This is a genomic window from Bradyrhizobium acaciae (assembly GCF_020889785.1).
In the GTDB taxonomy this organism is placed as follows: domain Bacteria; phylum Pseudomonadota; class Alphaproteobacteria; order Rhizobiales; family Xanthobacteraceae; genus Bradyrhizobium; species Bradyrhizobium acaciae.
This window is the reverse complement of record NZ_JACMYK010000020.1, coordinates 22,857-43,105: the sequence shown is the minus strand read 5'-3', so window position 1 is coordinate 43,105 and position 20,249 is coordinate 22,857. Positions and strand designations below refer to the sequence as shown.

Here is a 20,249-nt window from a genome sequence, read left to right as displayed (position 1 = left end):
AGCCGATGTTAGCCATATCGTCGCGGTCCAGTCACATTCCCTGCCTAGGGCGGTCCAGCCGGGCATGAATCATGCCTGCTCGGAATAACCATGAAGACGGACGACGCTGGCGCCGCCATGCCGCGCGGCCTAGTCTCGCGCTGGCAGGAGATTTGTCGTGTTGGATAGCTGGATGGGCCGAGGCCACAAGAGCTCCGACGGCCCCGACAAGGTAGGACTTGGACCGGTTCGCCGGCCGGTGATCGGGCTTGCGCTCGGCGGCGGCGCGGCGCGCGGCTTTGCCCATATCGGCATCATCAAGACCCTGCTCGCCCACGGCATCGTCCCCAATGTCGTGGTCGGCACCTCGATCGGGTCCGTGGTCGGCGGCGCCTATGCGGCCGGCCATATCGACAAGCTGGAACAGTGGGCCCGCAGCCTGCAGCCGCGCAGCGTGCTCGGCTACCTCGACATCCGCCTCAACGGCTCCGGCCTGATCGGCGGCGCCAAGCTGGCCGCCGAGATCGAGGCGGCGCTGGGCCAGGTCATGATCGAGGACCTCTCCGTCAAGTTCGCCAGCGTCGCAACCGAAGTCCGCACCGGGCACGAGATCTGGCTGACCCAGGGTCGCGTGGTCGACGCCATGCGCGCCTCCTACGCCCTGCCCGGCATTTTTGCGCCGGTGCTGATCGGCGACCGCTGGCTGGTCGACGGTGCGCTGGTCAACCCGGTGCCGGTTTCGGCCGCGCGCGCGCTCGGCGCCGAGATCGTCATTGCGGCGAACCTCTCCAGCGACGTATTCGCGCACTCGACCACGATCTACAATCACGGGCCGTCGGCCGCGCCAGAGGTGACGGTCGCGGTGACCGCCGAGGCGGAGATCGAGCCGGAGCCGCCGAAGCGCCGGTTCGGCCGCTTCTTCTCCGCCGAACGCACCGTGAAGCGGGAGTTTTTCGGCAGCGCCAGCCGGCCCGGAATCTCCAGCGTCATGGTCGACGCCTTCAACATCATGCAGGACCGCATCACCCGCGCACGCCTCGCCGGCGATCCGCCTGACATGCTGATCTCGCCGCGGGTCGGTCAGATCGGCTGGTTCGACTTCCACCGCGCCGACGACCTGATCGCACACGGCATCCGCGCGGCCGAACGCGCCATCGGCGCGATCGAGGAAGCGATCGAGGTCCTGGCGCCGCCGTCGACCGGCGCAGGCACCACGGGGAAATAACGCTCAGGCGGTCTTGATGTAGTCGCGCAGCGCTTCCTGCTCGCGCTCATATTCCTGCACGCGGCGCTTGACGATGTCGCCGATCGAGATCAGCCCGACCACCTTGCCGTCCTCGACGACAGGAAGGTGGCGGAATTTTCCCGTGGTCATCATCTCCATGATGCCGCTGACCGTATCGGTCTCGCGACAGCTCACGACTTTCTTGGTCATGACCGCGCTGACCGGTTCGTCCAGTGCGCCCGCGCCGCGTTCGCTGAGCACGCGCACAATGTCGCGCTCCGACAGGATGCCCTCCATGCGGCCCTGCTCCATCACCAGCACCGCGCCGATCTTGCGTTCGCCGAGCAGCTTGACCGCGGCCGAGAGCTTCGCGTCGGGCGCGACGCTCATGACCTGATGGCCCTTTGCATCGAGAATGGAACGTACCGTCATTGTCGGCCTCCCTGAATCCGTTCGTGCCCCGCTTGAGCGGAGCCGAGCCTGTTCGCCAGAGTCTTCAATCAACAGTTCCGCGCCGATGTCGGTTCCGGGGCGCGGTCAGTAGCTGGGCTCGATTTTGTCGGCCCGCTTTGTTTCTGCGTCGCAAAGATGATGGAGGAATTCGAACCGAGCCGCAAGCGGCGATCAGACGCGCCCCGACTGATCGACCGATGACGCATCTGCAGCATCGTCCCGCGTGCGCGCGATCGGGTCGAACAACGAGAACAGCAGCAACCCGGCGAGGAAGCCGCCGATATGAGCCTGCCAGGCGACAACCGTGTCCTCACCGCCGAGCGACAGCGACGTGGCGCCGAACAGGATATTGACGCCGAACCAGATCGCCAGGAAGCCGAGCACCCGTCCGTTGCGCAGCGCCCGCCACAGCGACAGCGCAGGCACCTTGGCGGCCGCCTCGGCGTCGCCCCGGTTGAACGACAGGAAGCTGCCCTTCACGAAGGCGAAGCGGATCGCCGCCGCCATCGTTCCCGACACCGAAGCCGACGCGCCGATCATCGGCGCGATCGCGTGCTCATGGGTCAACAGATGTGCGAGCGCGCCGGCGGCCGCCGTCACCGCCATGAAGACAAAGAAGCGCACCGCGCCGAAGCGGCGTGCCAGTGCGCTGCCGAACGGCAACAGCCACAGCACGTTGAAGCCGATATGGGTGAGGTTGGCGTGCAGCAGCGAATAGGTGACGAAGGTCCAGACCTTGGCACCCTCCCCGCCCGGAAAGGTGATGTCGAGCAGCGTCGAATCGTAGCGCTTCGGGATGAAGCCGAAGACATCGATGGTCCAGTTCTCCATCTCCGGTGGCAGCAGCACCCGCAGATGGATCACCGCGATCAGCACGACGTAGGCGGTGAGCGCCGGCGGCAAGGTCAGGATCGGCTCGCGTGGCGCCTCCGGCGGCGGCGCGAGCGGGGATTCGGGATGGGAGTCCAAGGGGTCGGCGACCTCGAATACGGCTGTGAATCAGAGATAGGCGGCTTTCGCACCGCTGTGCAAGTGCACAATCCCGAAATCGGACAGCCGGCGTCGCGCGGCGCCGGGATCGACAGAAAGGAAAGGGAGGGCGCTGAGAACGCCCTCCCTGATCGGCTGGTCTTGTCGTGCCCCAGAGGGATCGGGAGACCATCCCCACCCCTCCCCGCACGATGACCAAACTGTTTGACGCCACCTGTGTATCAACCACGCCGGTGCTTGGGGCAGCCGGCGAACGGGAACGCGTGGACCCTATTCGGACCTCGCACCGGCGCCAAGGACATAGTTAAATTTACGTTAACAACACAAAGCTGCCGATAAGCTGCCCAAACCGCGGCCACGGCATGGACGCTGCACAGCCTTCCCTGCACAACAGAGAAGGGAAGGCGCCTGAGCAAAACCGGGACAGAAGTGTCCCGCCGAGACCGGCGCCGGGCAAGGTTCTTTAGATGAAACACAGCTCCAGCCGCGACTTCTTCGCCTATTGGAATGCGAAGCGCGGCGCCGCACGTGCACCTGACCGGAGTGAGTTCGAGCCCTCCGCGGTGCGCGAGTTGCTGTCCGACATCTTCGTGCTGTCCTATGACGGCGAGACCCGCTTTCCCTTCCGCGTCGCCGGCACCCGGACCTCCGCCCTGCTCGGCTGCGACCTCAAGAACCGCAGCTTCTCGGCCCTGTTCACCGGCGAAAGCCGTGGCGAAATCGAAGACATCATCACCTGCGTCGTCGAAGAGACCGTGCCGGCCATCGCCGGCGTCACCGCCACGACCGAAACCGGCTCCAAGGCGCACCTTGAATTGCTGCTGCTGCCCTTCACCGCCCGCGTCCATATGCCGGCGAGCCTCACCGGCCTGCTCGCCCCGTTCGAGGACGACGTCACCAGGCTGCACGACCTCGTGCTGACCTCGTGGCGTTATCTGCATCCCCAGGAACGGCTCGTCCCGCGGACCCTGCGCAAGCTCGCGATCGCGCGCGGCCTGATGGTCTACGAGGGCATCCGCTAGCCGCCCCGCCATCTTGCCACGGGATGGCAGGAGCCGGTCGCTTGCACCGCGGGCCGCGGAACTCTATTAGCTGGTGCGCCGCCACAGCGGGGGTGACCCGCTCATTGCAGCTGCGGCGGGGCTCGGCATGTTTCGGAATTCGATCAGGCAGAAGATCGTCGGCATTGCCGCAGGACTGATCGTCCTCGCGGTGATCACCTCGCTGCTGTCCATGGTGATGGCCGGCCAGGTCGGCCATCTCCTGGACGAGCTCACCAATCGCTACATCCCCGCCTACGGCCATCTCGCCCGCGTCAACATCCGCTCGCTGGAGCGGTCCTTGGCGATGCGCCGGATGATGATGGCCAAGATGCAGGCGCCGAACGAAGACGGCGGCTACGCGGCGGCGCGCAAGACCTTCGACGAGATCGAGCCGACGATCAAGCGCGAGGCCGATGCCGCGCGCGTGCTGATCGATGCGATCATCGCCGATCCCTCGACGCCGTCAGACAATGCAGCGCTCGGACGCCTCGATGACCGCATCGACAATGCCGTCAACGACCTCTTGATGCGCCTGAACGCAGAGAACAAGACGCTGCTCGAGCAACTCGATGCCCAGGAGTTCGCGGCCGCGAAAGCGACCACGCTCCGCGCCGACGCCCTGCGCGACGACTTCAGCAACAAGGTCGAGGGCATCCGTGGCGACATGCTGGCCCAGGTCGCCTCGGCCGCGGCGAAGGTGATGGGTGCCCAGCAACGGGCGATCATCATCTCCGGCGTCGTGACCGCGATTGCCGCGATCCTCGGCTTCGTGTTCGCAATGCTGGTCGGCAGCGGCATCACCCGCCCGGTGATGCGGCTGCTGGAGAGCACCCGCGAGGTCGAGGCGGGCCGCCTCGACGGCGCCATCGCCATCACGACCCAGGACGAGATCGGTCAACTCTCCGCCGCCTTCAACCGCATGATCGAGACGCTGCGCCACAACCAGCGCATCCGCGAGACGTTCGGCCGCTACATCAATCCGCGGATCGCCGAGGGACTGCTCGAGCAGCCGGCGGTCGCAGCCACCGAAGGACAGCGCCGGATCATGACGGTGATGTTCTGCGACATGAAGGGCTTCACCAGCCTGAGCGAAGGCGTGACGCCGCGCGGCCTCGTCAAGATCATGAACCTCTATCTGTCGACCATGTCCGCGCCGGTCCATGCGCATCGCGGCATCATAGACAAATACATCGGCGACGCCATCATGGCCTATTGGGGGCCCCCTTCGTCGAGGAGGCCGAGCAGACCCATCTGGCGGCGCTTGCCGCCATCGACATGATCGGACAGGTCAACCAGCTGCGCAAGGATCTGCCCGAGCTGCTCGGCGTGCGCGCGATCCCGGCCGACTGCGACATCAGGATCGGGATCGCCACCGGCGAGGCGCTGGTCGGCAGCATCGGCTCCGAATTCATGATGAGCTACACCGTGCTCGGCGATACCGTGAACCTCGCCTCGCGGCTTGAAGGCGCCAACAAGTTCTACGGCAGCCGCAGCCTGATCTCGGAGGCCACCGCGAGCGCCTGCGCCGCGTCCATCGAACTGCGCGAGGTCGACCGCCTCGTCGTCGTCGGCCAGACCCAGCCGGTCGCGGTGTTCGAGATCATCGGCAAGAAGGACGAATTGACGCCGGCGCAGGCCGAGTTGCGGCAGCATTATGCCGACGGTCTCGCCGCCTATCGTGCGCAGCGCTGGGACGACGCCGAGCAAGCCTTCGCCGCGGCGCTGGCTGCGGCGCCGGGCGACGGCCCGTCGATCGCCATGAAAGCGCGCGTCACGAGCTTCAGGCAGAATCCGCCGGCGGCGGATTGGGACGGCGCCTGGCACCTGGAGCAGAAATAGCGCCGCGCGAGTCGTCGCTTACAGTTGCGCCTCGATCGCCAACTTATCGATCACTGACCAGACCTCCACGATCTTGCCGTCACGGAATTCATAGAACACGTTCTCGGTAAACGAGACGCGCCTGCCATCGACATCGAGGCCGAGGAATCTTCCCTCCGGCGAACAGTCGAACGCCAGCCGGCTCGCGACACGTGACGCATCCGCAATCAACAGCACGATGTCAAAGCGAAGGTCGGGGATGTCGCGGAAATCCTGCTCCAGCATCGCACGATAGCCTGACAGCCCGAGCCGCCGGCCGTTGTGGGACACGTCGTCGCCGACGAATTGGCCAAGCTGCGGCCAGTCCTGCCGGTTCAGACAGGTGACGTAGTTCCGGTAGATCTGGGCGAGATCCGTTTTCACCATCGCTTGTCCTTGTCGCTGCGCGCCAGACACACACTGAAGATATGCTTGCAATTCTAACATCGATGTTAGTTTCGGCTCCATCGTTCGATAGCAGGAACAAAACGGCGCACACGCGCAAGCCCGGGGTCCGGAAGCGACAGTGCGATTGCCGCATCGGCAACAATTTTTCAGAACGCGCGGAATGTCTCCCGCGACCGGGAGTTAGTGCTTCAGACTAACGACTGTCCATGTCTACTCGGGAGGTGCGCATGATCAAGTCATCGATGAAGCTCGCAATGCTTGCGGCAGTTCTGACAGCGCCGATCATCCTGTCCCCACAGCAGGCCGCCCTCGCCGCCGGCGGAGGCGGTGGTGGCGGCGGAGGAGCAGGCGGCGGAGAACTCTATGGGTCGAGCTATAGCACCCCCGCGCCGGCCTATCCCCAGCAGAAGGACAGAAAGACCACGCACAGGGTGAAGAAGCCGGTCAAGCAGTCCAGCTTCGAGGATCCCGCGTTCCGCGACGGCTATCGCGCGGCCTATTCGACGATCTACGAGCATAACGACTACGCCGCCGCGATCGAGCAGCTGCATGCGCTCGGCAACGACGATCATCCGAACGTCGCCAATCTAATCGGCTACTCCTACCGCAAGCTCGGCGACTACAAGCAGTCGCAGGTCTGGTACGAGCGCGCGCTGAAGGCTGATCCGAACCATGTCCTGACCTGGAACTATTACGGCCTGTGGCAGATCGAACAGGGCAACCGCGATGCCGCGCAGTATCACCTGAGCCGGATCGCCGCGATCTGCGGGACCGACTGCGAGGAGTATCGTTCGCTGGCGGCGGCGCTGGAGAAGCCGCCGGGTACGAGCCTGGTGTACTGAGCGAGCTTGCAGTCTGCATGAGCGAAAGCGATATGCGGGGGAGAGGCCGGGCCCGGATGTCGTTGTCGCTCGTCCGGGCTACGCCTTTGGGCCGCGCTTGTCGCCTGCCCCCGGTTCGATCTGGATGTTCGCAGAGGCCGCGCCGTGAGGGCCGAGGCTCCAAAAAGCCAATTCGATGCGTTGCGCTCCCCATTGTCATCTGTTTGTCATGAATTGTGCCGACACGTCAGCGCCGGACCAGTTCGGGGACACGCATGGACTATTTCAAACGCTTCAACTTCCTGTTCGCCGCGCCGGTTTTCGAGGCCGACGACCTCGAAGGCATCCGATTCAACCAGATCATCGCCGAAATCGAGCGTTCCGGCTTCGAGGTGGTCCGCGCCCGCAAGCTGGAAGATGCCGAGATCGCGGTGCAGACGGATGCTGCGATCGGCTGCATGGTGGTCGACTGGGGCAAGAAGGGTCTTGAGGGCAAGACCGCGGCGCTGATCAACCTGATGCGCCGGCGGGGGCTGGACTTCCCGATCCTCCTGCTGATCCGGCGCAAGCGGTTCGAGGACCTGCCGGTCGAGGTGCTGGATTTCATCGACGGCTACGTGTTCCTGTCCGAGGAAACCCCGTCCTTCATCGCCAAGAACCTGATCTCCAGGCTGAAGCAATATGCCGAGAACCTGAAGACGCCGTTCTTCGGCGCGCTGGTCGACTATGCCGAGGAAGGCAACCAGCTCTGGACCTGTCCGGGTCACAATGGCGGCGTGTTCTACAGCCGCAGCCCGATCGGCCGGGTGTTCGTCGAGCATCTCGGCGAAGCCGTGTTCCGCGACGACCTCGACAATTCCGTGCTCGACCTCGGTGACCTCCTCACCCATGAGGGGCCGGCGCTCCGGGCGCAGAAGGAAGCGGCAAAGATTTTCGGCGCCGAGAAGACCTATTTCGTGCTCAACGGCACCTCGACCTCCAACAAGGTCGCGCTCGGCTCGCTGGTCACCGACGGCGACCTCGTGCTGTTCGACCGCAACAACCACAAGGCGGCCCATCACGGCGCGCTGCTGATCGGCGGCGGCATCCCGGTCTATGTGCCGACGGTGCGCAACGCCTGGGGCCTGATCGGCCCGATGCGCTGGGACCTGCTCGACGAGGGCACGCTGCGCGACCACATCCGCAAGCACCCGCTGGTCAGGGACGAGAACGCCTGGAAGAAGGAGCGCCCGTTCCGCGTCGCCGTGGTCGAGCAGTGCACCTATGACGGCACCATCCACTCCGCCGAGATGATCCTGAAGCGGATCGGCCATCTCTGCGACTACATCCTGTTCGACGAGGCCTGGGCCGGCTTCATGAAGTTCCACCCGATCTATGCCGGCCGGTTCGCGATGGGGCTCGCCAATCTCGGCCCCGAGGCGCCCGGCATCATCGCCACGCAATCGACCCACAAGCAGCTCGCGAGCTTCTCGCAGGCCTCGCAGATCCACATCCGCGACCGCCACATCAAGGGCCAGAAGCGCCGGGTCGAGCACCGCCGCTTCAACGAAAGCTTCATGCAGCACGCCTCGACCTCGCCGTTCTACCCGATCTTCGCCTCGCTCGACGTCGGCGCGCAGATGATGAAGGGCCGCTCCGGCGAAGTCTTGTGGGACGACACGATCCGGCTCGGCATCGAGCTGCGCAAGAAGATCCGCGCCGTCAAACGCGAGTTCGAGGAGAAGGAGATGCGCGCGGAGCGGCGCTGGTTTTTCGAGCCGTTCGTGCCGGACCGCGTGATGATTCCGGACGTCGCCCGCGAAGGCGGCGTGCACAATGTCGCCTGGGAGACGATCTCGACCGATCAGCTCGCGACCAATCCGTCCTACTGGCAGCTCAGTCCGGGCCAGACCTGGCATGGCTTCCCCGAGTTGACGGAAGGCTTCGCCATGACCGACCCGAACAAGCTCACTCTGCTGACGCCGGGTTTCGATCACGCCACCGGCGCCTATGCCGATCACGGCATCCCCGCGCCCGTGGTGGCGCAATATCTGCGCGAGAACCAGATCGTCGCCGAGAAGAACGACCTCAACTCCCTGCTCTTCCTGCTGACGCCGGGCGTCGAGGCCAGCAAGGCCGGCACGCTGGTGTCCGGGCTCGTCGCCTTCAAGAAGCTGCACGACGACAACGCGCTGGTCGAGGACGTCATCCCCGAATTCTTCCGCCGCCGCCCGCAACGCTACACCGGGGTGCGGCTGCGCGACCTCTGCGGGGACATGCACCGCTTCTTCCGCGACGGCGGCGTCAGCACGCTGCAGGCCAAGCAATTCCTGCCCGAGCATCTGCCTGAGATCGCGATGTCACCGCGGCAGGCGGCGCAATATCTGATCCGCAACGACGTCGACTATCTGCCGATCGACCAGATCTACGGTCGCATCGCCGCGACGCCGTTCGTGGTCTATCCGCCCGGCATCGCGACCATCGTGCCCGGCGAACGGCTGTCGGAACGCAGCAAGCCGATGATCGATTATCTCAAGATGTTCGAGGCGAGCTTCAATGCGTTCCCCGGCTTCGAGGTCGAGGTCCAGGGCATCTACAAGGAGATCGACGACGCCGGCCGCATCCGCTTCTACACCTATGTCGTGTCCGAATAGGCGAACGGACGCAACACAATGGAGAATGATCACAAGATCACCGTTCGTCCTTCGCGCGACAGCGACGTCGATGCGATGCTGTCGATCTACCGCCACCACATCCGCCACGGCATCGAGGAGAGCGTCGACGACAGCGGCACGCCTGAGCCCGATGATCTGCGCGACCGCCGCAAGAACCTGCGCAGCACCCGCCTGCCCCATCTGGTCGCGGTGTGCGACGGCGAGGTGGTCGGCTACGCCTATGTCGTCCAGTTCCGCAAGCGCCCGGCCTATCGCTACACGGTGAAGCATTCGATCTATGTTCACCACCGCTTCACCGGCAAGGGCGTCGGCGGCCGGCTGCTGCAGGAGCTGGTCCATACTTGCGCGGCAACCGGCTTCCGCCAGATGATCGGCTACATCGACAGCGATAATTCCGCATCGCTTGCGCTGCACGACCGCTTCGGCTTCACCCGCGTCGGCCATTTGCCGGGTGTCGCCTACCGCTACGGCCACTGGTCCGATACCGTGATGGTGCAGCGCTCGCTCGCCGCCGGCGCCACCACCCCGCCCCCGCCCGCGCCGCTGTCGCGGCGGTGAGGCTGGGCGGCCCTGCCCCCGTCATTCCGGGGCTCACGAAGCACGAGCCCGGAATCCATTTCACCACGATTTGTGTGGCCCTATGGATTCCGGGCTCGTGCTTCGCACGCCCCGGAATGACGAGGGGGAGAGACGACCCGGCTTCGGCTCGGCGTCGCGCGCCCTACTCCAGCGTGAAGCCGACCCGCAGCGTCACCTGGTAATGCGCGACCTTGCCGCCGTCGATATGGCCACGGGTCTGCACCACCTCGAACCATTTCATTTCCCGGATCGTCTTCGACGCGCGGCTGACCGCGTTCTCGATCGCCGCCTCGATGCTCTTGTCCGATGATCCGACCAGTTCGAGGATCTTGTAGACGTGATCCTTGTCGTGGGTGGCAGGCATGTCGACCTCCTCTGTGGATGCGCGATCCGGACAATTTGCGGGTCAATCCGGGCAGTCTTCGTCTGATGCAAACCGGCTGTCGTCGAACGAATGCTGCGCGGCAACACACCGATTGATTTGAATCAACGTGTTGCGGCGGCTTGGGTGCCACCATGCATTTGATGCCAACCAAGAAGCCGCCTTGTCCGCGCCTTGACCTATGGTAGCATGGTTTGGTCCAGTATTCGGGAGCGATACGATGTCAACAACGTCCAGCTCACCCGCCACACCGCCTCACAGCCTCGGATCCGGGCTTACCAGCCTTCGCTCCAAATGGGGCTGGATCGTCGCCCTGGGCGTGATCTACCTGATCGCCGGCGTGCTCGCCTTCGGCAGCGTGCTGTTCGCCACCGTCGTCAGCGTGCTGTTCGTCGGCGCCATGATGATCGTCGCGGGCGCCGCCGAGATCGTGAACGCCTTCCAGTTCAAATCGTGGGGCAAGTTCCTGTTCTGGCTGCTGCTCGGCGCACTCTATGTCGTCGCGGGCTTCATTACCTTCGAGAACCCCCTGCTCGCCGCGGCGACGCTGACGCTGTTCCTCGGCATCGCCCTCGTGGTCTCCGGCATCGTCCGCATTTTCCTCGCCTTCGGCATGACCTCGGAAGCGCCGTGGGGAGTGGTCGCGATATCAGGCCTGATCACGCTTGTGCTGGGCGCCATGATCCTGGCGCACTGGCCGGTATCCAGCCTTTACGTGCTCGGCATCTTCCTCAGCGTCGATCTGATCTGCGCCGGGGTGAGCTGGATCAGCATGGGCATGGCGCTGAAACGCAAGGTGTAGTTCGCAAGCCGCAGTCGGACCGGCCGGCGCGGCCCAACGCCCGGCGCGGCAAAAAAGGGCGCGAGCCGTCGCGCCTTCACGTTGTCGTGTCCCCATCGCCAAATCGCGATTTCCCTGTCGAACCCACTTCCATCCGGCCCCGTCCAATCGGCGAGCGGGCCATTCCGGTATCGCCGAACCGAAGGATGGAATTTCCAATGTCGATGCGATCGAGATTTTCGTCAGCAACATTGTTCACCGTCGCGAGCACCACCACGTTCGCGGCAACCGCGGTGCTGGCCACGACTGTCGCCACGACGGCGCTGACGACCACCGCGGCCCATGCATTTCAGCCGCGTATCGTTCCGCCCTGCAGCTTGTTCCTGTTCACGGAAGGGTGCGGGCAGCCCGTCCCGCAGGCCGATCCGGGCCGTGCGCGCAACCGCGACATCTCACCGGCCTACATGAAACAGTCCGATCCGCGCTACAATCAAGGCCTGTTGAACGCAGGCGGAGGTGGTGGTGGTGGCGGAGGGGGCGGCGGCGGTCGCTAGCGCGGCCTCAGGGCGGGTTGCGTCAGTGCTGACCCGCCCGACAGAGCGAACCCTTTTGACGTCGCCTCAGGGCTGCGCGAGGTGCCAGGCGCCGTTAAGGAAGCCGTCCCCGGTGATGTCGCCGGCCTTCTGGTCCTTGGCGAAAGTATAGAGCGGCTTGCCCTTGTAGGCCCACTGCTTCGAGCCGTCGTCACGGGAGATGATGGTGTAGCCGCCTTCGGCCTTGTCGCTGGCCTCCGCCTTCAGCACCGGCCAGTTCGTCGCACACGGGCCGTTGCAGGCCGACTTGCCGTCGACGTCCTTGTCAAAGGTGTAGAGCGTCATCCCCTTGGTGTCGGTGAGGACGGAGCCCTTCGCCGTCGTGCCGGTCTTGGTCGGCGGCGCCGCAAATGCTGTTGATGCGAACGCAAACGATACGGCGGTGGCGAGCGCGAACGAGATCGATGTCTTCATGACGTCTCCTTTCGAATGCAAACGGCTTGCATGCGTAGGACGCGCGAAGCCGCCCGCTATTCCCGTGGAGAAGCGGAAAGAATTTCCGGAACATCGATTAATGCGAGGGGAATAAAGCCGGAGGCGCGTGCCGATACCGCAACCAAGGCTTCTTCCTCCCCGCGAACCGGCGTCCACTTCGCTCGAAAACGCTCTACCGCCTGATCTCCTCGACCACCCGCACCAGCGGGCGGTCGGAGATCTGGATCGGGCCGGAGAACGGCGTGCTCATTTCGAGGATCAGATAGATCGCGGCGGAGACCAGCGCCGCCGCGGCGACATAGGTCGAGATCACGACTGCGTTGCGCGGCGCGCGAAAGCCCAGGGTCGCGAACATCAGCGTCAGCCACCCGACCAGGATGCAGATCAGCGGTGACGGGAACGAACCGTCGTACTGCTCGACGAAGGTCCAGCGCTGCTGCACCGCCTGGCGATAGACCGACCTTGCGTCGTTCCACAGCGCGACCTTCTGCTCGTCGTCGAACCGCAGCTCGCGGAGGCTGGTGCCGACCTCGTCGAGCAGATGTTCGGACACCTCGTTCGCCCGTGAGATCGGAACATCCTTCAGCACCTGCTCGACATAGGCGAGCAGCCGCCTGCGCGGCTCGTCGGCGCTGGGACCGAGCGGCCGCAGGCTGCGATCGAGCAGGATGAGGTCGGTGGCGAAGACATGCAAATTGCGGTCGACCGCCACATAGGTGTTGGCCGAGTTGTTCATCATCAGGCCGAGCAGCAGCGACGGCATGGTGAAGAACAGCGTCGCGACCAGGCGTACCGAGGTATTGGTCTCGTCGCTGCGCTGATGGTCGGCGAACCGGACATGGATCGCCATGGTCGCCAGCGCGGCGCCGCTCAATAGCATGAAGATCAGGAGGGCGACGACGAATGCGACCACGGCTTGCGAAGACCTGCGAGAGAATCAGGCGGGCAGGATAGCAAGTGCAGCGCAGCGGCGCATGTCCGGTTGACTAGCCCTCCCCACGCGCTATCCAGTCCGGACCGGCTTTTTGGCGCGCCGCGCGTGCCCTGGGAGAGAACCACGTGCATTTTGTCGACGACAACGAGGTCAACCGCGTCCTGACCTTTCCGATCCTGATCGAGGCGATCGAGACCGCGCACCGGCGGCCCAAGATCGCCGTGCGCGACGGCTATCTCGGCGACGACAGGGGCCAGCAACTCGTGACGCGCAGCGCGGTCGATGCCGGCCGCTTCATGATGACCAAGCTGTACACGAGCTTTCCGGGCAACCTTACGGACGGCAAGCTGCCGGCGGTGCAGGCGGTCTGCGTGCTGTTCGACGGCAATGACGGGCGGCCGCTGGCGGTGATGGACGCCGCCGAGATCACCCATTGGAAGACCGCCGCGGACTCCGCGCTCGGCGCAAAATACCTGGCACGGCCGGATGCCGAGACGCTGCTGGTGGTCGGCGCCGGCGAGATGGCACGCTGGCTGGTGCGCGGCCACCGCACGGTACGGCCATCGCTGAAGCGGGTGCGGGTCTGGAACCGGACGGTCGAGCGCGCGCAGGAGCTCGCCACGCTCTTGGAAAGCGACGGCATCGCCACTGAGGCCGTCACCGATCTCGACGCCGCGACAGCCGAGGCCGACATCATCACCACCTGCACCCGCTCGCGCGAGCCGCTGGTCAAGGGCGCCAATTTGCGGCCCGGCACCCATCTCGACCTGGTCGGCGGGTTCACCCCCGACACCCGCGAGTCCGACGACGAGGCGGCGCGGCGTTCGCGCATCTTCGTCGACCGCCGCGAATCCGCCTTCGACGGCGTCGGCGACATCCTGGCGCCGATCGCCAGCGGCGCGATCCGCGAGAGCGACGTGCTCGGCGACCACTACGATCTCGCGAGCGGCAAGGTCGCCGGCCGGCTGTCGGATAGCGACATCACCTTCTTCAAAAATGCCGGCGGCGGGCATCTCGACCTGATGACCTGCGAGACGGTGTTTGCGCAGCTGGGGAAAGAGCTACGGTAACGGCGGAAAACGTGAGGCGGTCAAGGGAAGCTAACCCGCCGCGGCTGCTGCTTGATCCGCGGAAGATAGCGGATTGCGCCTTCGGCTAACCGGCCTGCCCTGCCGCCGAACCTCATCGATCGTGCGCGCGCAGGAAACTGACGAGCTGCGCGGACAGGAAGACTGGATTTTCGTCCGGCAGCCAATGCCCGGTCTCCGGCGCGGTGCCGCCTGAGACATCGCTTGCGAGACGCTGCGCCATCGTCAGCTCGACCGTGCCGTTGCTCTTGTCGCCTGCCAATGCCAGCACCGGCATCGGCAGCTTGGTCTTCTCGAACTCCGCGAACCGCTGCTCGTCTTGCGGGAATGCGCGATACAGCTCGAAGCCGGCGCGCAGGCCGCCGGCTGCCGCATAGGCGTCGGCGTAAACGCGAATGTCGTCGTCGAGGATCGGGCGATATTCGCGGACGTGAATGAAATCGCGGATGAAAGCGAACTCGTGCCCGGCTATCAGCAGTTCCGGGACGTCGGGCCGTTGGAAGAAGCCGAAATGCCAGATGTCCGGATCGGGCTTGTGCTTGGCCTCGTTCCATGCAGGTGTCGCCGGGATCGGCACGTCGAGCATGGTGAGTGTTTTTACCCCATCCGGCCACTGCGCCGCATAGGCGTAGGCAATCATGACGCCGATGTCGCGACCGACCAGATTGACGTTGGATACACCAAGCGACTGAACGAGCGCACGGATGTCGGCCGCCATGGCGGCCTTGTCGTAGCCGGAGGCGGTTTTTTCGGACTGACCGGCGCCGCGATAGTCGACAGCCACGACACGGTATCCCGCGGACGCGAGCTTCGGCATGACGTTGCGCCACGTGTACCACGTCTGCGGCCAACCGTGCAGCAGTACAATCACCGGCCCATCCACGGGACCTCCAACGACGTAATGCAGCCGAACTCCGTTGGCCTCTGCGTAGCGATGGGTGAACTGGGTGTCGAAGTCCGTCGGAAGGCCGGCGGGCGGCCCGGAAGGAGCCTGCTCCGACGCTTGGGCATGCACGGAAGCCGCGAGCGTCGCTATAGCGATGACAGCAGCCAGTAATCTTCGGTTGATCGCCATGGTGATTGAACCACATTGGTGACGGTCGTTGCGAAACGATTATTGCGAGTTGGCGTTCCTATTCCGCGCGCGGAGGCACGCCATGCACGCGTGCAATTACCCTGGCGCGAAGTTGGGGAGCCGAAACCGACCAAGACATCCAGCGGGTCAGCGTGAGCGTCCGCTGCTGCGCAGCTAGGTCTCCCGCAACCAGACCTCGCCGATCGAATGGTCGGCGCGCTTGCGCAGCACGACATCGGCCCGCGTCCGCGTCGGCAGGATGTTCTCCCTGAGATTGGCGCGGTGATGCTCGCGCCACAGCCGTTCCGCGACCTCGCGCGCGTCGCTCGGCGGCAGGTCCCTGTAATGGTGGAAGTATGAAGCGGGGTTCCGGAACGCGGTCGGCTGTAGCCTGAGGAAGCGCTCGACATACCAGGACTGGATGTCGGCCTCATCGGCATCGAGATATATCGAGAAGTCGAAGAAGTCCGAGACCACCACCGGCGCCGTGCCGCGTGCCAGCAGCACATTGAGGCCTTCGAACACCAGGATATCCGGCCGCTGAATGATCTGACGTTCCGAGGGCACGATGTCGCCGATCAGGTGCGAGTAGACGGGCAGCTCGAGCTCGCGTTCACCCGCCTTTGCCGCCGCCAGAAACCGCAGCATCCGCGGCAGATCGTAGCTCTCGGGAAAGCCCTTGCGCCGCATCAGGCCGCGCTCTTCGAGGACGACGTTCGAATGCAGGAAGCCGTCGGTCGTCACCAGCTCGACCCGCGGGTGATCGGCCCAGCCGGCCAAAAGCGCACAGAGCACGCGAGCAAAGGTGCTCTTGCCGACGCCGACGCTGCCCGCCAACGCGATGATGTAGGGCGAGCGGCGCGCCGGCCGGCCGAGAAACTCCCCCTTGACCTGCATCAGATTGCGCGCCGCCGAGAAATGCAGGTTCAACAAGCGCGTCAGCGGCAGGTAGACGTCGCTGACTTCGGCTGATGTGATCGGCCCGTTCAGACCGCGAAGCACCGCGAGATCGGCGTCCGACAGCGTCAGCGACGTGCTGGCGCGCAGCGCCGCCCAATCGCTCCGGCTGAAGATCATGTAGGCGGACAGCTCGTCGGGGTTGGTCATTCTCATCCGTTCACGGTGAGCCTGATGCATCCGATCGATCTTGCCGGGGCAGGGCCGGAAACGTCAATGACCGTCGTTCGGACTGGAATCGTAGGGCGGGTTAGCGAAGCCTAACCCGCCCTACGCTCCCTACTCCGCGGCCTGCTGCGTCGGCGCATCCAGCGCCGCCGAGACTTTCGGCGGCGACATCGGCAGGCTGTAGAAGCGTTTGCCGAGTGCGTTGTGAACGGCGTTGGCGACCGCAGCCATGACAGGCACCAGCGGCACCTCGCCGACGCCCTTGACGCCCTGCGGATGCTTCGGGTTCGGCACCTCGACGAGGGCGCAATCGAGCATCGGCAGATCAGAACAAACCGGCATGCGATAGTCGAGGAAGCCCGGATTATCGACCTTGCCGTCCTTGTTGTAGATGTACTCCTCGTTCAGCGCCCAGCCGATGCCCTGCGCGACGCCGCCCTGCAGCTGACCCTCGACATAACTCGGATGCACGGCGCGGCCGACATCCTGCACGGCGGTGTAGCGGATCACCCTGACGATGCCGAGATCGACATCGACCTCGACGTCGCAGATATGCGTGCCGAAGCCGCCTTCCGCTCCTTGCGTGTTGAGCTGCACGCTGGCGCCGATCGGGCCGCCCTGCGACGGCGCCTTCTCGGCGAGGTCCGCGAGCGTCAGCGGCTCGAACTGGCCGGCATTCGGGCTGACCGGATGCGCGGCGCCGTTCTCCCACTTCACGGCTTCCGGATCGATCTCCCAGATTTTTGCCGCGCGCTCGCGCAAGGTCGCGATCACCTTGTCGGCCGCCTGCGTCACCACCATCGAGGAGGCGAACAGCACGCGGCTGCCGCCGGTGAGGTTGGAGAAGCCGACGGTCTGGGTATCGCCGATGATGACCGAGACGCGCTTGTAGTCGATGCCGAGCAGTTCGGCGCAGATGTTGGCGATGCCGGCGCGCGAGCCGCCGATATCGGGATGCCCCGTCGTGACGACGACGTTACCGTCCTCGGTGATGTTGACTTGGGCTGAGGATTCACCGCCGGCGTTGAACCAGAAGCCGGAGGCGACGCCCCTGCCCTGGTATTTGCCGAGCGGCGCGGCATGATGCGGGTGGCTCTTCGCGGCCTCCAGCGTCTCGATATAGCCGATGCGCGGGAATACCGGGCCGTGCGCGGCCTTGGTGCCTTCCTTGGCCGCGTTCTTCAATCGCAGCGCCAGCGGATCGATCTTGAGTGCTTCGGCAAGCTCGTCGAGCACGCATTCCACCGCATAGGCGCCGATCGGCGCGCCGGGCGCGCGATAGGCCGCGACCTTGGAGCGGTTCGAGCAGACGTCGAACCCCTCCGACAGCACATGCGGAATGTCGTAGGGCGCGAAGCTGCACCCGACCGCGCCGCGGATCGGCGAACCCGGGAAGGCGCCGGCCTGCAGATAGAAGCTGCCATGGGCCGCGACGATGGTGCCGTCCTTCTTGGCGCCGATCTTCACCGTGCTCTTCGAGCCGGAGGTCGGACCGGTGGCGCGCATCACCTCCTCGCGGGTCATCACCATCTTCACCGGGCGGCCGGACTTCTTCGCGAGCAGGGTCGCAAGCGGCTCGAGATAGACGATGGTCTTGCCGCCGAAGCCGCCGCCGATCTCGGCGGGGATGGCGCGGATGTCGCTCTGCGGGATGCCTGTCAGCATCGAGGTCATCGCGCGCACCATGAACTGGCCCTGGCTCGACGACCAGATCGTGGTCTTGCCGTCGGCGGCAACCGAGATCAAACAGGCGTGCGGCTCGATATAGCCCTGGTGCACCGGGCGCGTGGTGAAGGAGCGCTCGATCACCAGCTCGGCGTCCTTGAAGCCCTGCGCGATGTCGCCCTTCTTGGACTCGATGCGGCCCATGATGTTCGAGGGCTTGCCGTCGAATTTGTTGAACTCGTGCAGGATCGGCGCGTCAGGCTTGAGCGCATCGTCGATCTCGATCGCCCAGGGCAGCACCTCGTAGTCCACCTCGATCAGCTTGCAGGCTTCCGCGGCAATCGCCTCCGTGGTCGCGGCGACGGCGGCGACGGGGTGGCCGGGGAACAGCGCCTTGTCGCGCGCCATCACGTTGCGGCACATCCAGCGCATGTCCTGGATGCCGAGCATCACGGCGCCATTCTCGATTCTGAAATCGACGATGTCGCACGAAGTGACCACCGCCTTGACGCCGGGCAGTGCCTCGGCCTTCGCGGTGTTGATCGATTTGATGCGGGCGTGCGGATGCGGGCTGCGCAGCACCTTGCCCCAGATCATGCCGGGCATGGTGGTGTCGGCGGCAAACGCCGCGCGGCCGGTCACCTTGTCGACGCCATCGGGCCGGATGGTGCGCTGGCCGATCCATTTGTTGTTGACGACGTTCATCGTGCAGTCTCCCGCATTTCGGCCGCGGTCTCCATCACCGCACGGACGATCTTGTCGTAACCGGTGCACCGGCACAGATTGCCGGCGAGCCAGAAGCGGACTTCCTCTTCGGTCGGATTGGAATTCTTGGCGAGCAGCGCCTCGGACGCCACCAGCATGCCCGAGGTGCAGATGCCGCACTGGAGCGCGGCGTGCTCGAGGAACTTCTGCTGCAACGGATGCAGCTTCTCGCCCCTGGCCATGCCCTCGATGGTCCGGATCTCGTGGCCCTCGGCCTCGGCCGCGAGCATCAGGCAGGAGCAGACCAGACGGCCGTCGAGCGTGATCGAGCAGGCGCCGCAATCGCCGGAGGCGCAGCCCTCCTTGGAGCCAGTGAGCCCCAACTGCCCGCGCAAGGCATCGAGCATGGTCTCATACGGCTCGCACAGGAATTCGACCGGCTCGCCGTTGACTGAGGTGGTGACGTGCAGTTTCGGCATGGTGCTAGTGTCCTCCCGCGCGCTGGGCGGCGATCGCGGCGGTGCGCTTGAGCAGCACGCCGGCGGTTTTTGTCCGGTAAGCGATGGTGCCGCGCTTGTCGTCGATCGGACGGCAGGCGGCGCGGCATGCGGCCGCGGCGGCTTCCAGCGCCGCATCGTCGAGCTTCGAGCCGACAAGCGCCTGCGCCGCCGGCGCGACCAAAAGCGCGGTCGGCGCCACCGCGCCGAGGCCGACGCGGGCGGCGATGCAGACGCCGTCCTTCAAGGTCAGGCTGACGCCGACGCCGACCACCGCGATGTCCATCTCGGTGCGCGGGATCATCCGCAGGTAAGCGTCACCCGAGCCCTTGGGCCGCGGCGGCAAGGTGAAGCTGACGAGGATCTCGCCCGGCTTGAGGTTGGTGCGGCCGGGTCCGGCCGGCACATCCTCGACTTTCATCTCGCGGCGGCCGTTCGGCCCTTGCACGGTGACGACGGCACCGGCGGCGATCATCGCCGGTACGCTGTCGCCGGCCGGCGAGCCGTTGCAGAGATTACCGCCGGCAGACGCCCGGCCCTGCACCTGCTTGGAGCCGATCAGGTTCACGGCCTCGAGCACGCCGGGCCACACCTTGCCGAAGCGCGCGTGCTCGGCGAGCTCCATGCCGGAGACGGCAGCGCCAACGCGGAAACCGCCATCGGCGGTCTCGGTGATCTCGGTCATCTCGCCGATGTTCTTGATGTCGACGATCAATCCCGGCCGCACCAGGCCGGAGCGCATTTGCACCAACAAATCGGTGCCCCCTGCCATAATGCGGGCGGCACTTCCGGCGGCAGCGAATGCGCCAATCGCTTCATCAAGCGTGCGCGGTGCCACGTATCGGATATCGGTCATGACGGTTCTTTTGATCTCCCTCGGCTGCGTGTTCGCGCTGCTTGTTCCCTTGGGGGGCATGGCCTTATTGCTGGCCGGCAGACCACAAGCCTACACGGCAGGGC

Annotated in this window: 20 protein-coding genes and 1 pseudogene; 9 read left to right on the top strand and 12 right to left on the bottom strand. The window is 65.3% G+C overall.

Going from position 1 to position 20,249, the window contains the following annotated elements; translation table 11 throughout:
• Positions 1-157 precede the first annotated feature (157 nt).
• Positions 158-1,204, top strand: a complete 1,047-nt coding sequence (locus H8A92_RS11580; protein ID WP_420831310.1) for a patatin-like phospholipase family protein — start codon at positions 158-160, stop codon at positions 1,202-1,204.
• A 3-nt stretch (positions 1,205-1,207) separates the two neighbouring features.
• Here H8A92_RS11580 and H8A92_RS11575 read toward each other — a convergent pair whose 3' ends face one another.
• On the bottom strand, positions 1,208-1,636 hold the full coding sequence (locus H8A92_RS11575; RefSeq protein WP_163156016.1) for a CBS domain-containing protein: 429 nt from the start codon (positions 1,634-1,636) through the stop codon (positions 1,208-1,210).
• Between the two features lie 192 nt (positions 1,637-1,828).
• Positions 1,829-2,626, bottom strand: coding sequence for a rhomboid family intramembrane serine protease (locus tag H8A92_RS11570; protein ID WP_229195917.1), 798 nt, complete (start codon positions 2,624-2,626; stop codon positions 1,829-1,831).
• Between the two features lie 488 nt (positions 2,627-3,114).
• Between H8A92_RS11570 and H8A92_RS11565 the strand changes: the two genes are divergently transcribed.
• Together H8A92_RS11565 and H8A92_RS11560 are read left to right on the top strand one after the other, a co-directional pair.
• Entirely contained in the window at positions 3,115-3,669 is a 555-nt protein-coding gene (locus tag H8A92_RS11565) for a PAS domain-containing protein (RefSeq protein WP_229195916.1), read from the top strand.
• A gap of 127 nt (positions 3,670-3,796) precedes the next feature.
• Positions 3,797-5,529 (top strand): annotated as a pseudogene (locus H8A92_RS11560) (adenylate/guanylate cyclase domain-containing protein).
• Positions 5,530-5,547: 18 nt separating this feature from the next.
• Here H8A92_RS11560 and H8A92_RS11555 read toward each other — a convergent pair.
• Positions 5,548-5,934, bottom strand: coding sequence for an ester cyclase (locus H8A92_RS11555; protein WP_229195915.1), 387 nt, complete (start codon positions 5,932-5,934; stop codon positions 5,548-5,550).
• A gap of 248 nt (positions 5,935-6,182) precedes the next feature.
• Between H8A92_RS11555 and H8A92_RS11550 the strand changes: the two genes are divergently transcribed.
• The 3 genes from H8A92_RS11550 (at position 6,183) to H8A92_RS11540 (ending at position 9,988) form a co-directional block, all read left to right on the top strand.
• A complete protein-coding gene (locus H8A92_RS11550) occupies positions 6,183-6,797 on the top strand; it encodes a tetratricopeptide repeat protein (protein WP_229195914.1) in 615 nt (204 codons plus the stop codon).
• 254 nt (positions 6,798-7,051) lie between these two features.
• A complete protein-coding gene (locus H8A92_RS11545; RefSeq protein ID WP_229195913.1) occupies positions 7,052-9,409 on the top strand; it encodes an Orn/Lys/Arg family decarboxylase in 2,358 nt (785 codons plus the stop codon).
• Positions 9,410-9,427: 18 nt separating this feature from the next.
• Positions 9,428-9,988, top strand: a complete 561-nt coding sequence (locus H8A92_RS11540; protein WP_229195912.1) for a GNAT family N-acetyltransferase — start codon at positions 9,428-9,430, stop codon at positions 9,986-9,988.
• A gap of 163 nt (positions 9,989-10,151) precedes the next feature.
• Here H8A92_RS11540 and H8A92_RS11535 read toward each other — a convergent pair whose 3' ends face one another.
• Positions 10,152-10,373 (bottom strand): dodecin, encoded by a 222-nt coding sequence (locus tag H8A92_RS11535; RefSeq protein ID WP_163156030.1) that lies wholly within the window; start codon positions 10,371-10,373, stop codon positions 10,152-10,154.
• 238 nt (positions 10,374-10,611) lie between these two features.
• Here H8A92_RS11535 and H8A92_RS11530 point away from each other — a divergent pair, with 238 nt between their 5' ends.
• Positions 10,612-11,193, top strand: coding sequence for an HdeD family acid-resistance protein (locus H8A92_RS11530; RefSeq protein ID WP_165445764.1), 582 nt, complete (start codon positions 10,612-10,614; stop codon positions 11,191-11,193).
• Between the two features lie 76 nt (positions 11,194-11,269).
• Here H8A92_RS11530 and H8A92_RS11525 read toward each other — a convergent pair whose 3' ends face one another.
• Positions 11,270-11,476, bottom strand: a complete 207-nt coding sequence (locus H8A92_RS11525) for a hypothetical protein (protein ID WP_229195911.1) — start codon at positions 11,474-11,476, stop codon at positions 11,270-11,272.
• On the opposite strand from H8A92_RS11525, the gene H8A92_RS11520 reads away from it, so the two are divergent.
• A complete protein-coding gene (locus tag H8A92_RS11520; protein ID WP_229195910.1) occupies positions 11,466-11,726 on the top strand; it encodes a hypothetical protein in 261 nt (86 codons plus the stop codon). The genes H8A92_RS11525 and H8A92_RS11520 overlap by 11 nt on opposite strands.
• Positions 11,727-11,792: 66 nt before the next feature.
• Here H8A92_RS11520 and H8A92_RS11515 read toward each other — a convergent pair whose 3' ends face one another.
• Together H8A92_RS11515 and H8A92_RS11510 are read right to left on the bottom strand one after the other, a co-directional pair.
• Positions 11,793-12,179 carry a COG4315 family predicted lipoprotein gene (locus H8A92_RS11515; RefSeq protein WP_229195909.1) on the bottom strand — a complete coding sequence of 129 codons (387 nt, stop codon included), beginning with the start codon at positions 12,177-12,179 and terminating at the stop codon, positions 11,793-11,795.
• A 193-nt stretch (positions 12,180-12,372) separates the two neighbouring features.
• Positions 12,373-13,113, bottom strand: a complete 741-nt coding sequence (locus tag H8A92_RS11510; protein ID WP_229195908.1) for a bestrophin-like domain — start codon at positions 13,111-13,113, stop codon at positions 12,373-12,375.
• A 146-nt stretch (positions 13,114-13,259) separates the two neighbouring features.
• Here H8A92_RS11510 and H8A92_RS11505 point away from each other — a divergent pair, with 146 nt between their 5' ends.
• Positions 13,260-14,204 carry an ornithine cyclodeaminase family protein gene (locus H8A92_RS11505; RefSeq protein WP_229195907.1) on the top strand — a complete coding sequence of 315 codons (945 nt, stop codon included), beginning with the start codon at positions 13,260-13,262 and terminating at the stop codon, positions 14,202-14,204.
• A 112-nt stretch (positions 14,205-14,316) separates the two neighbouring features.
• Here H8A92_RS11505 and H8A92_RS11500 read toward each other — a convergent pair whose 3' ends face one another.
• The 5 genes from H8A92_RS11500 to H8A92_RS11480 form a co-directional block, all read right to left on the bottom strand.
• On the bottom strand, positions 14,317-15,297 hold the full coding sequence (locus H8A92_RS11500) for an alpha/beta fold hydrolase (protein WP_274613332.1): 981 nt from the start codon (positions 15,295-15,297) through the stop codon (positions 14,317-14,319).
• Between the two features lie 174 nt (positions 15,298-15,471).
• Positions 15,472-16,404 (bottom strand): type I pantothenate kinase, encoded by a 933-nt coding sequence (coaA, locus tag H8A92_RS11495; protein ID WP_229195905.1) that lies wholly within the window; start codon positions 16,402-16,404, stop codon positions 15,472-15,474.
• 129 nt (positions 16,405-16,533) lie between these two features.
• Positions 16,534-18,792, bottom strand: a complete 2,259-nt coding sequence (locus H8A92_RS11490) for a xanthine dehydrogenase family protein molybdopterin-binding subunit (RefSeq protein ID WP_229195904.1) — start codon at positions 18,790-18,792, stop codon at positions 16,534-16,536.
• Positions 18,789-19,271, bottom strand: a complete 483-nt coding sequence (locus H8A92_RS11485; RefSeq protein ID WP_229195903.1) for a (2Fe-2S)-binding protein — start codon at positions 19,269-19,271, stop codon at positions 18,789-18,791. The genes H8A92_RS11490 and H8A92_RS11485 overlap by 4 nt, the downstream gene beginning before the upstream one ends.
• A 4-nt stretch (positions 19,272-19,275) precedes the next feature.
• Complete coding sequence (locus tag H8A92_RS11480; protein ID WP_229195950.1) at positions 19,276-20,136, bottom strand: FAD binding domain-containing protein; 861 nt, start codon at positions 20,134-20,136, stop codon at positions 19,276-19,278.
• Positions 20,137-20,249: the final 113 nt, after the last annotated feature.

What these genes read in the sequence shown, in the direction of transcription:
- H8A92_RS11515 (WP_229195909.1), bottom strand. Translation starts at nt 12,179, where the DNA reads ATGAAGACATCGATCTCGTTCGCGCTCGCCACCGCCGTATCGTTTGCG.
- H8A92_RS11530 (WP_165445764.1), top strand. Translation starts at nt 10,612, where the DNA reads ATGTCAACAACGTCCAGCTCACCCGCCACACCGCCTCACAGCCTCGGA.
- H8A92_RS11540 (WP_229195912.1), top strand. Translation starts at nt 9,428, where the DNA reads ATGGAGAATGATCACAAGATCACCGTTCGTCCTTCGCGCGACAGCGAC.
- H8A92_RS11490 (WP_229195904.1), bottom strand. Translation starts at nt 18,792, where the DNA reads ATGAACGTCGTCAACAACAAATGGATCGGCCAGCGCACCATCCGGCCC.
- H8A92_RS11555 (WP_229195915.1), bottom strand. Translation starts at nt 5,934, where the DNA reads ATGGTGAAAACGGATCTCGCCCAGATCTACCGGAACTACGTCACCTGT.
- coaA (WP_229195905.1), bottom strand. Translation starts at nt 16,404, where the DNA reads ATGACCAACCCCGACGAGCTGTCCGCCTACATGATCTTCAGCCGGAGC.
- H8A92_RS11565 (WP_229195916.1), top strand. Translation starts at nt 3,115, where the DNA reads ATGAAACACAGCTCCAGCCGCGACTTCTTCGCCTATTGGAATGCGAAG.
- H8A92_RS11500 (WP_274613332.1), bottom strand. Translation starts at nt 15,297, where the DNA reads ATGGCGATCAACCGAAGATTACTGGCTGCTGTCATCGCTATAGCGACG.
- H8A92_RS11575 (WP_163156016.1), bottom strand. Translation starts at nt 1,636, where the DNA reads ATGACGGTACGTTCCATTCTCGATGCAAAGGGCCATCAGGTCATGAGC.
- H8A92_RS11550 (WP_229195914.1), top strand. Translation starts at nt 6,183, where the DNA reads ATGATCAAGTCATCGATGAAGCTCGCAATGCTTGCGGCAGTTCTGACA.
- H8A92_RS11545 (WP_229195913.1), top strand. Translation starts at nt 7,052, where the DNA reads ATGGACTATTTCAAACGCTTCAACTTCCTGTTCGCCGCGCCGGTTTTC.
- H8A92_RS11535 (WP_163156030.1), bottom strand. Translation starts at nt 10,373, where the DNA reads ATGCCTGCCACCCACGACAAGGATCACGTCTACAAGATCCTCGAACTG.
- H8A92_RS11485 (WP_229195903.1), bottom strand. Translation starts at nt 19,271, where the DNA reads ATGCCGAAACTGCACGTCACCACCTCAGTCAACGGCGAGCCGGTCGAA.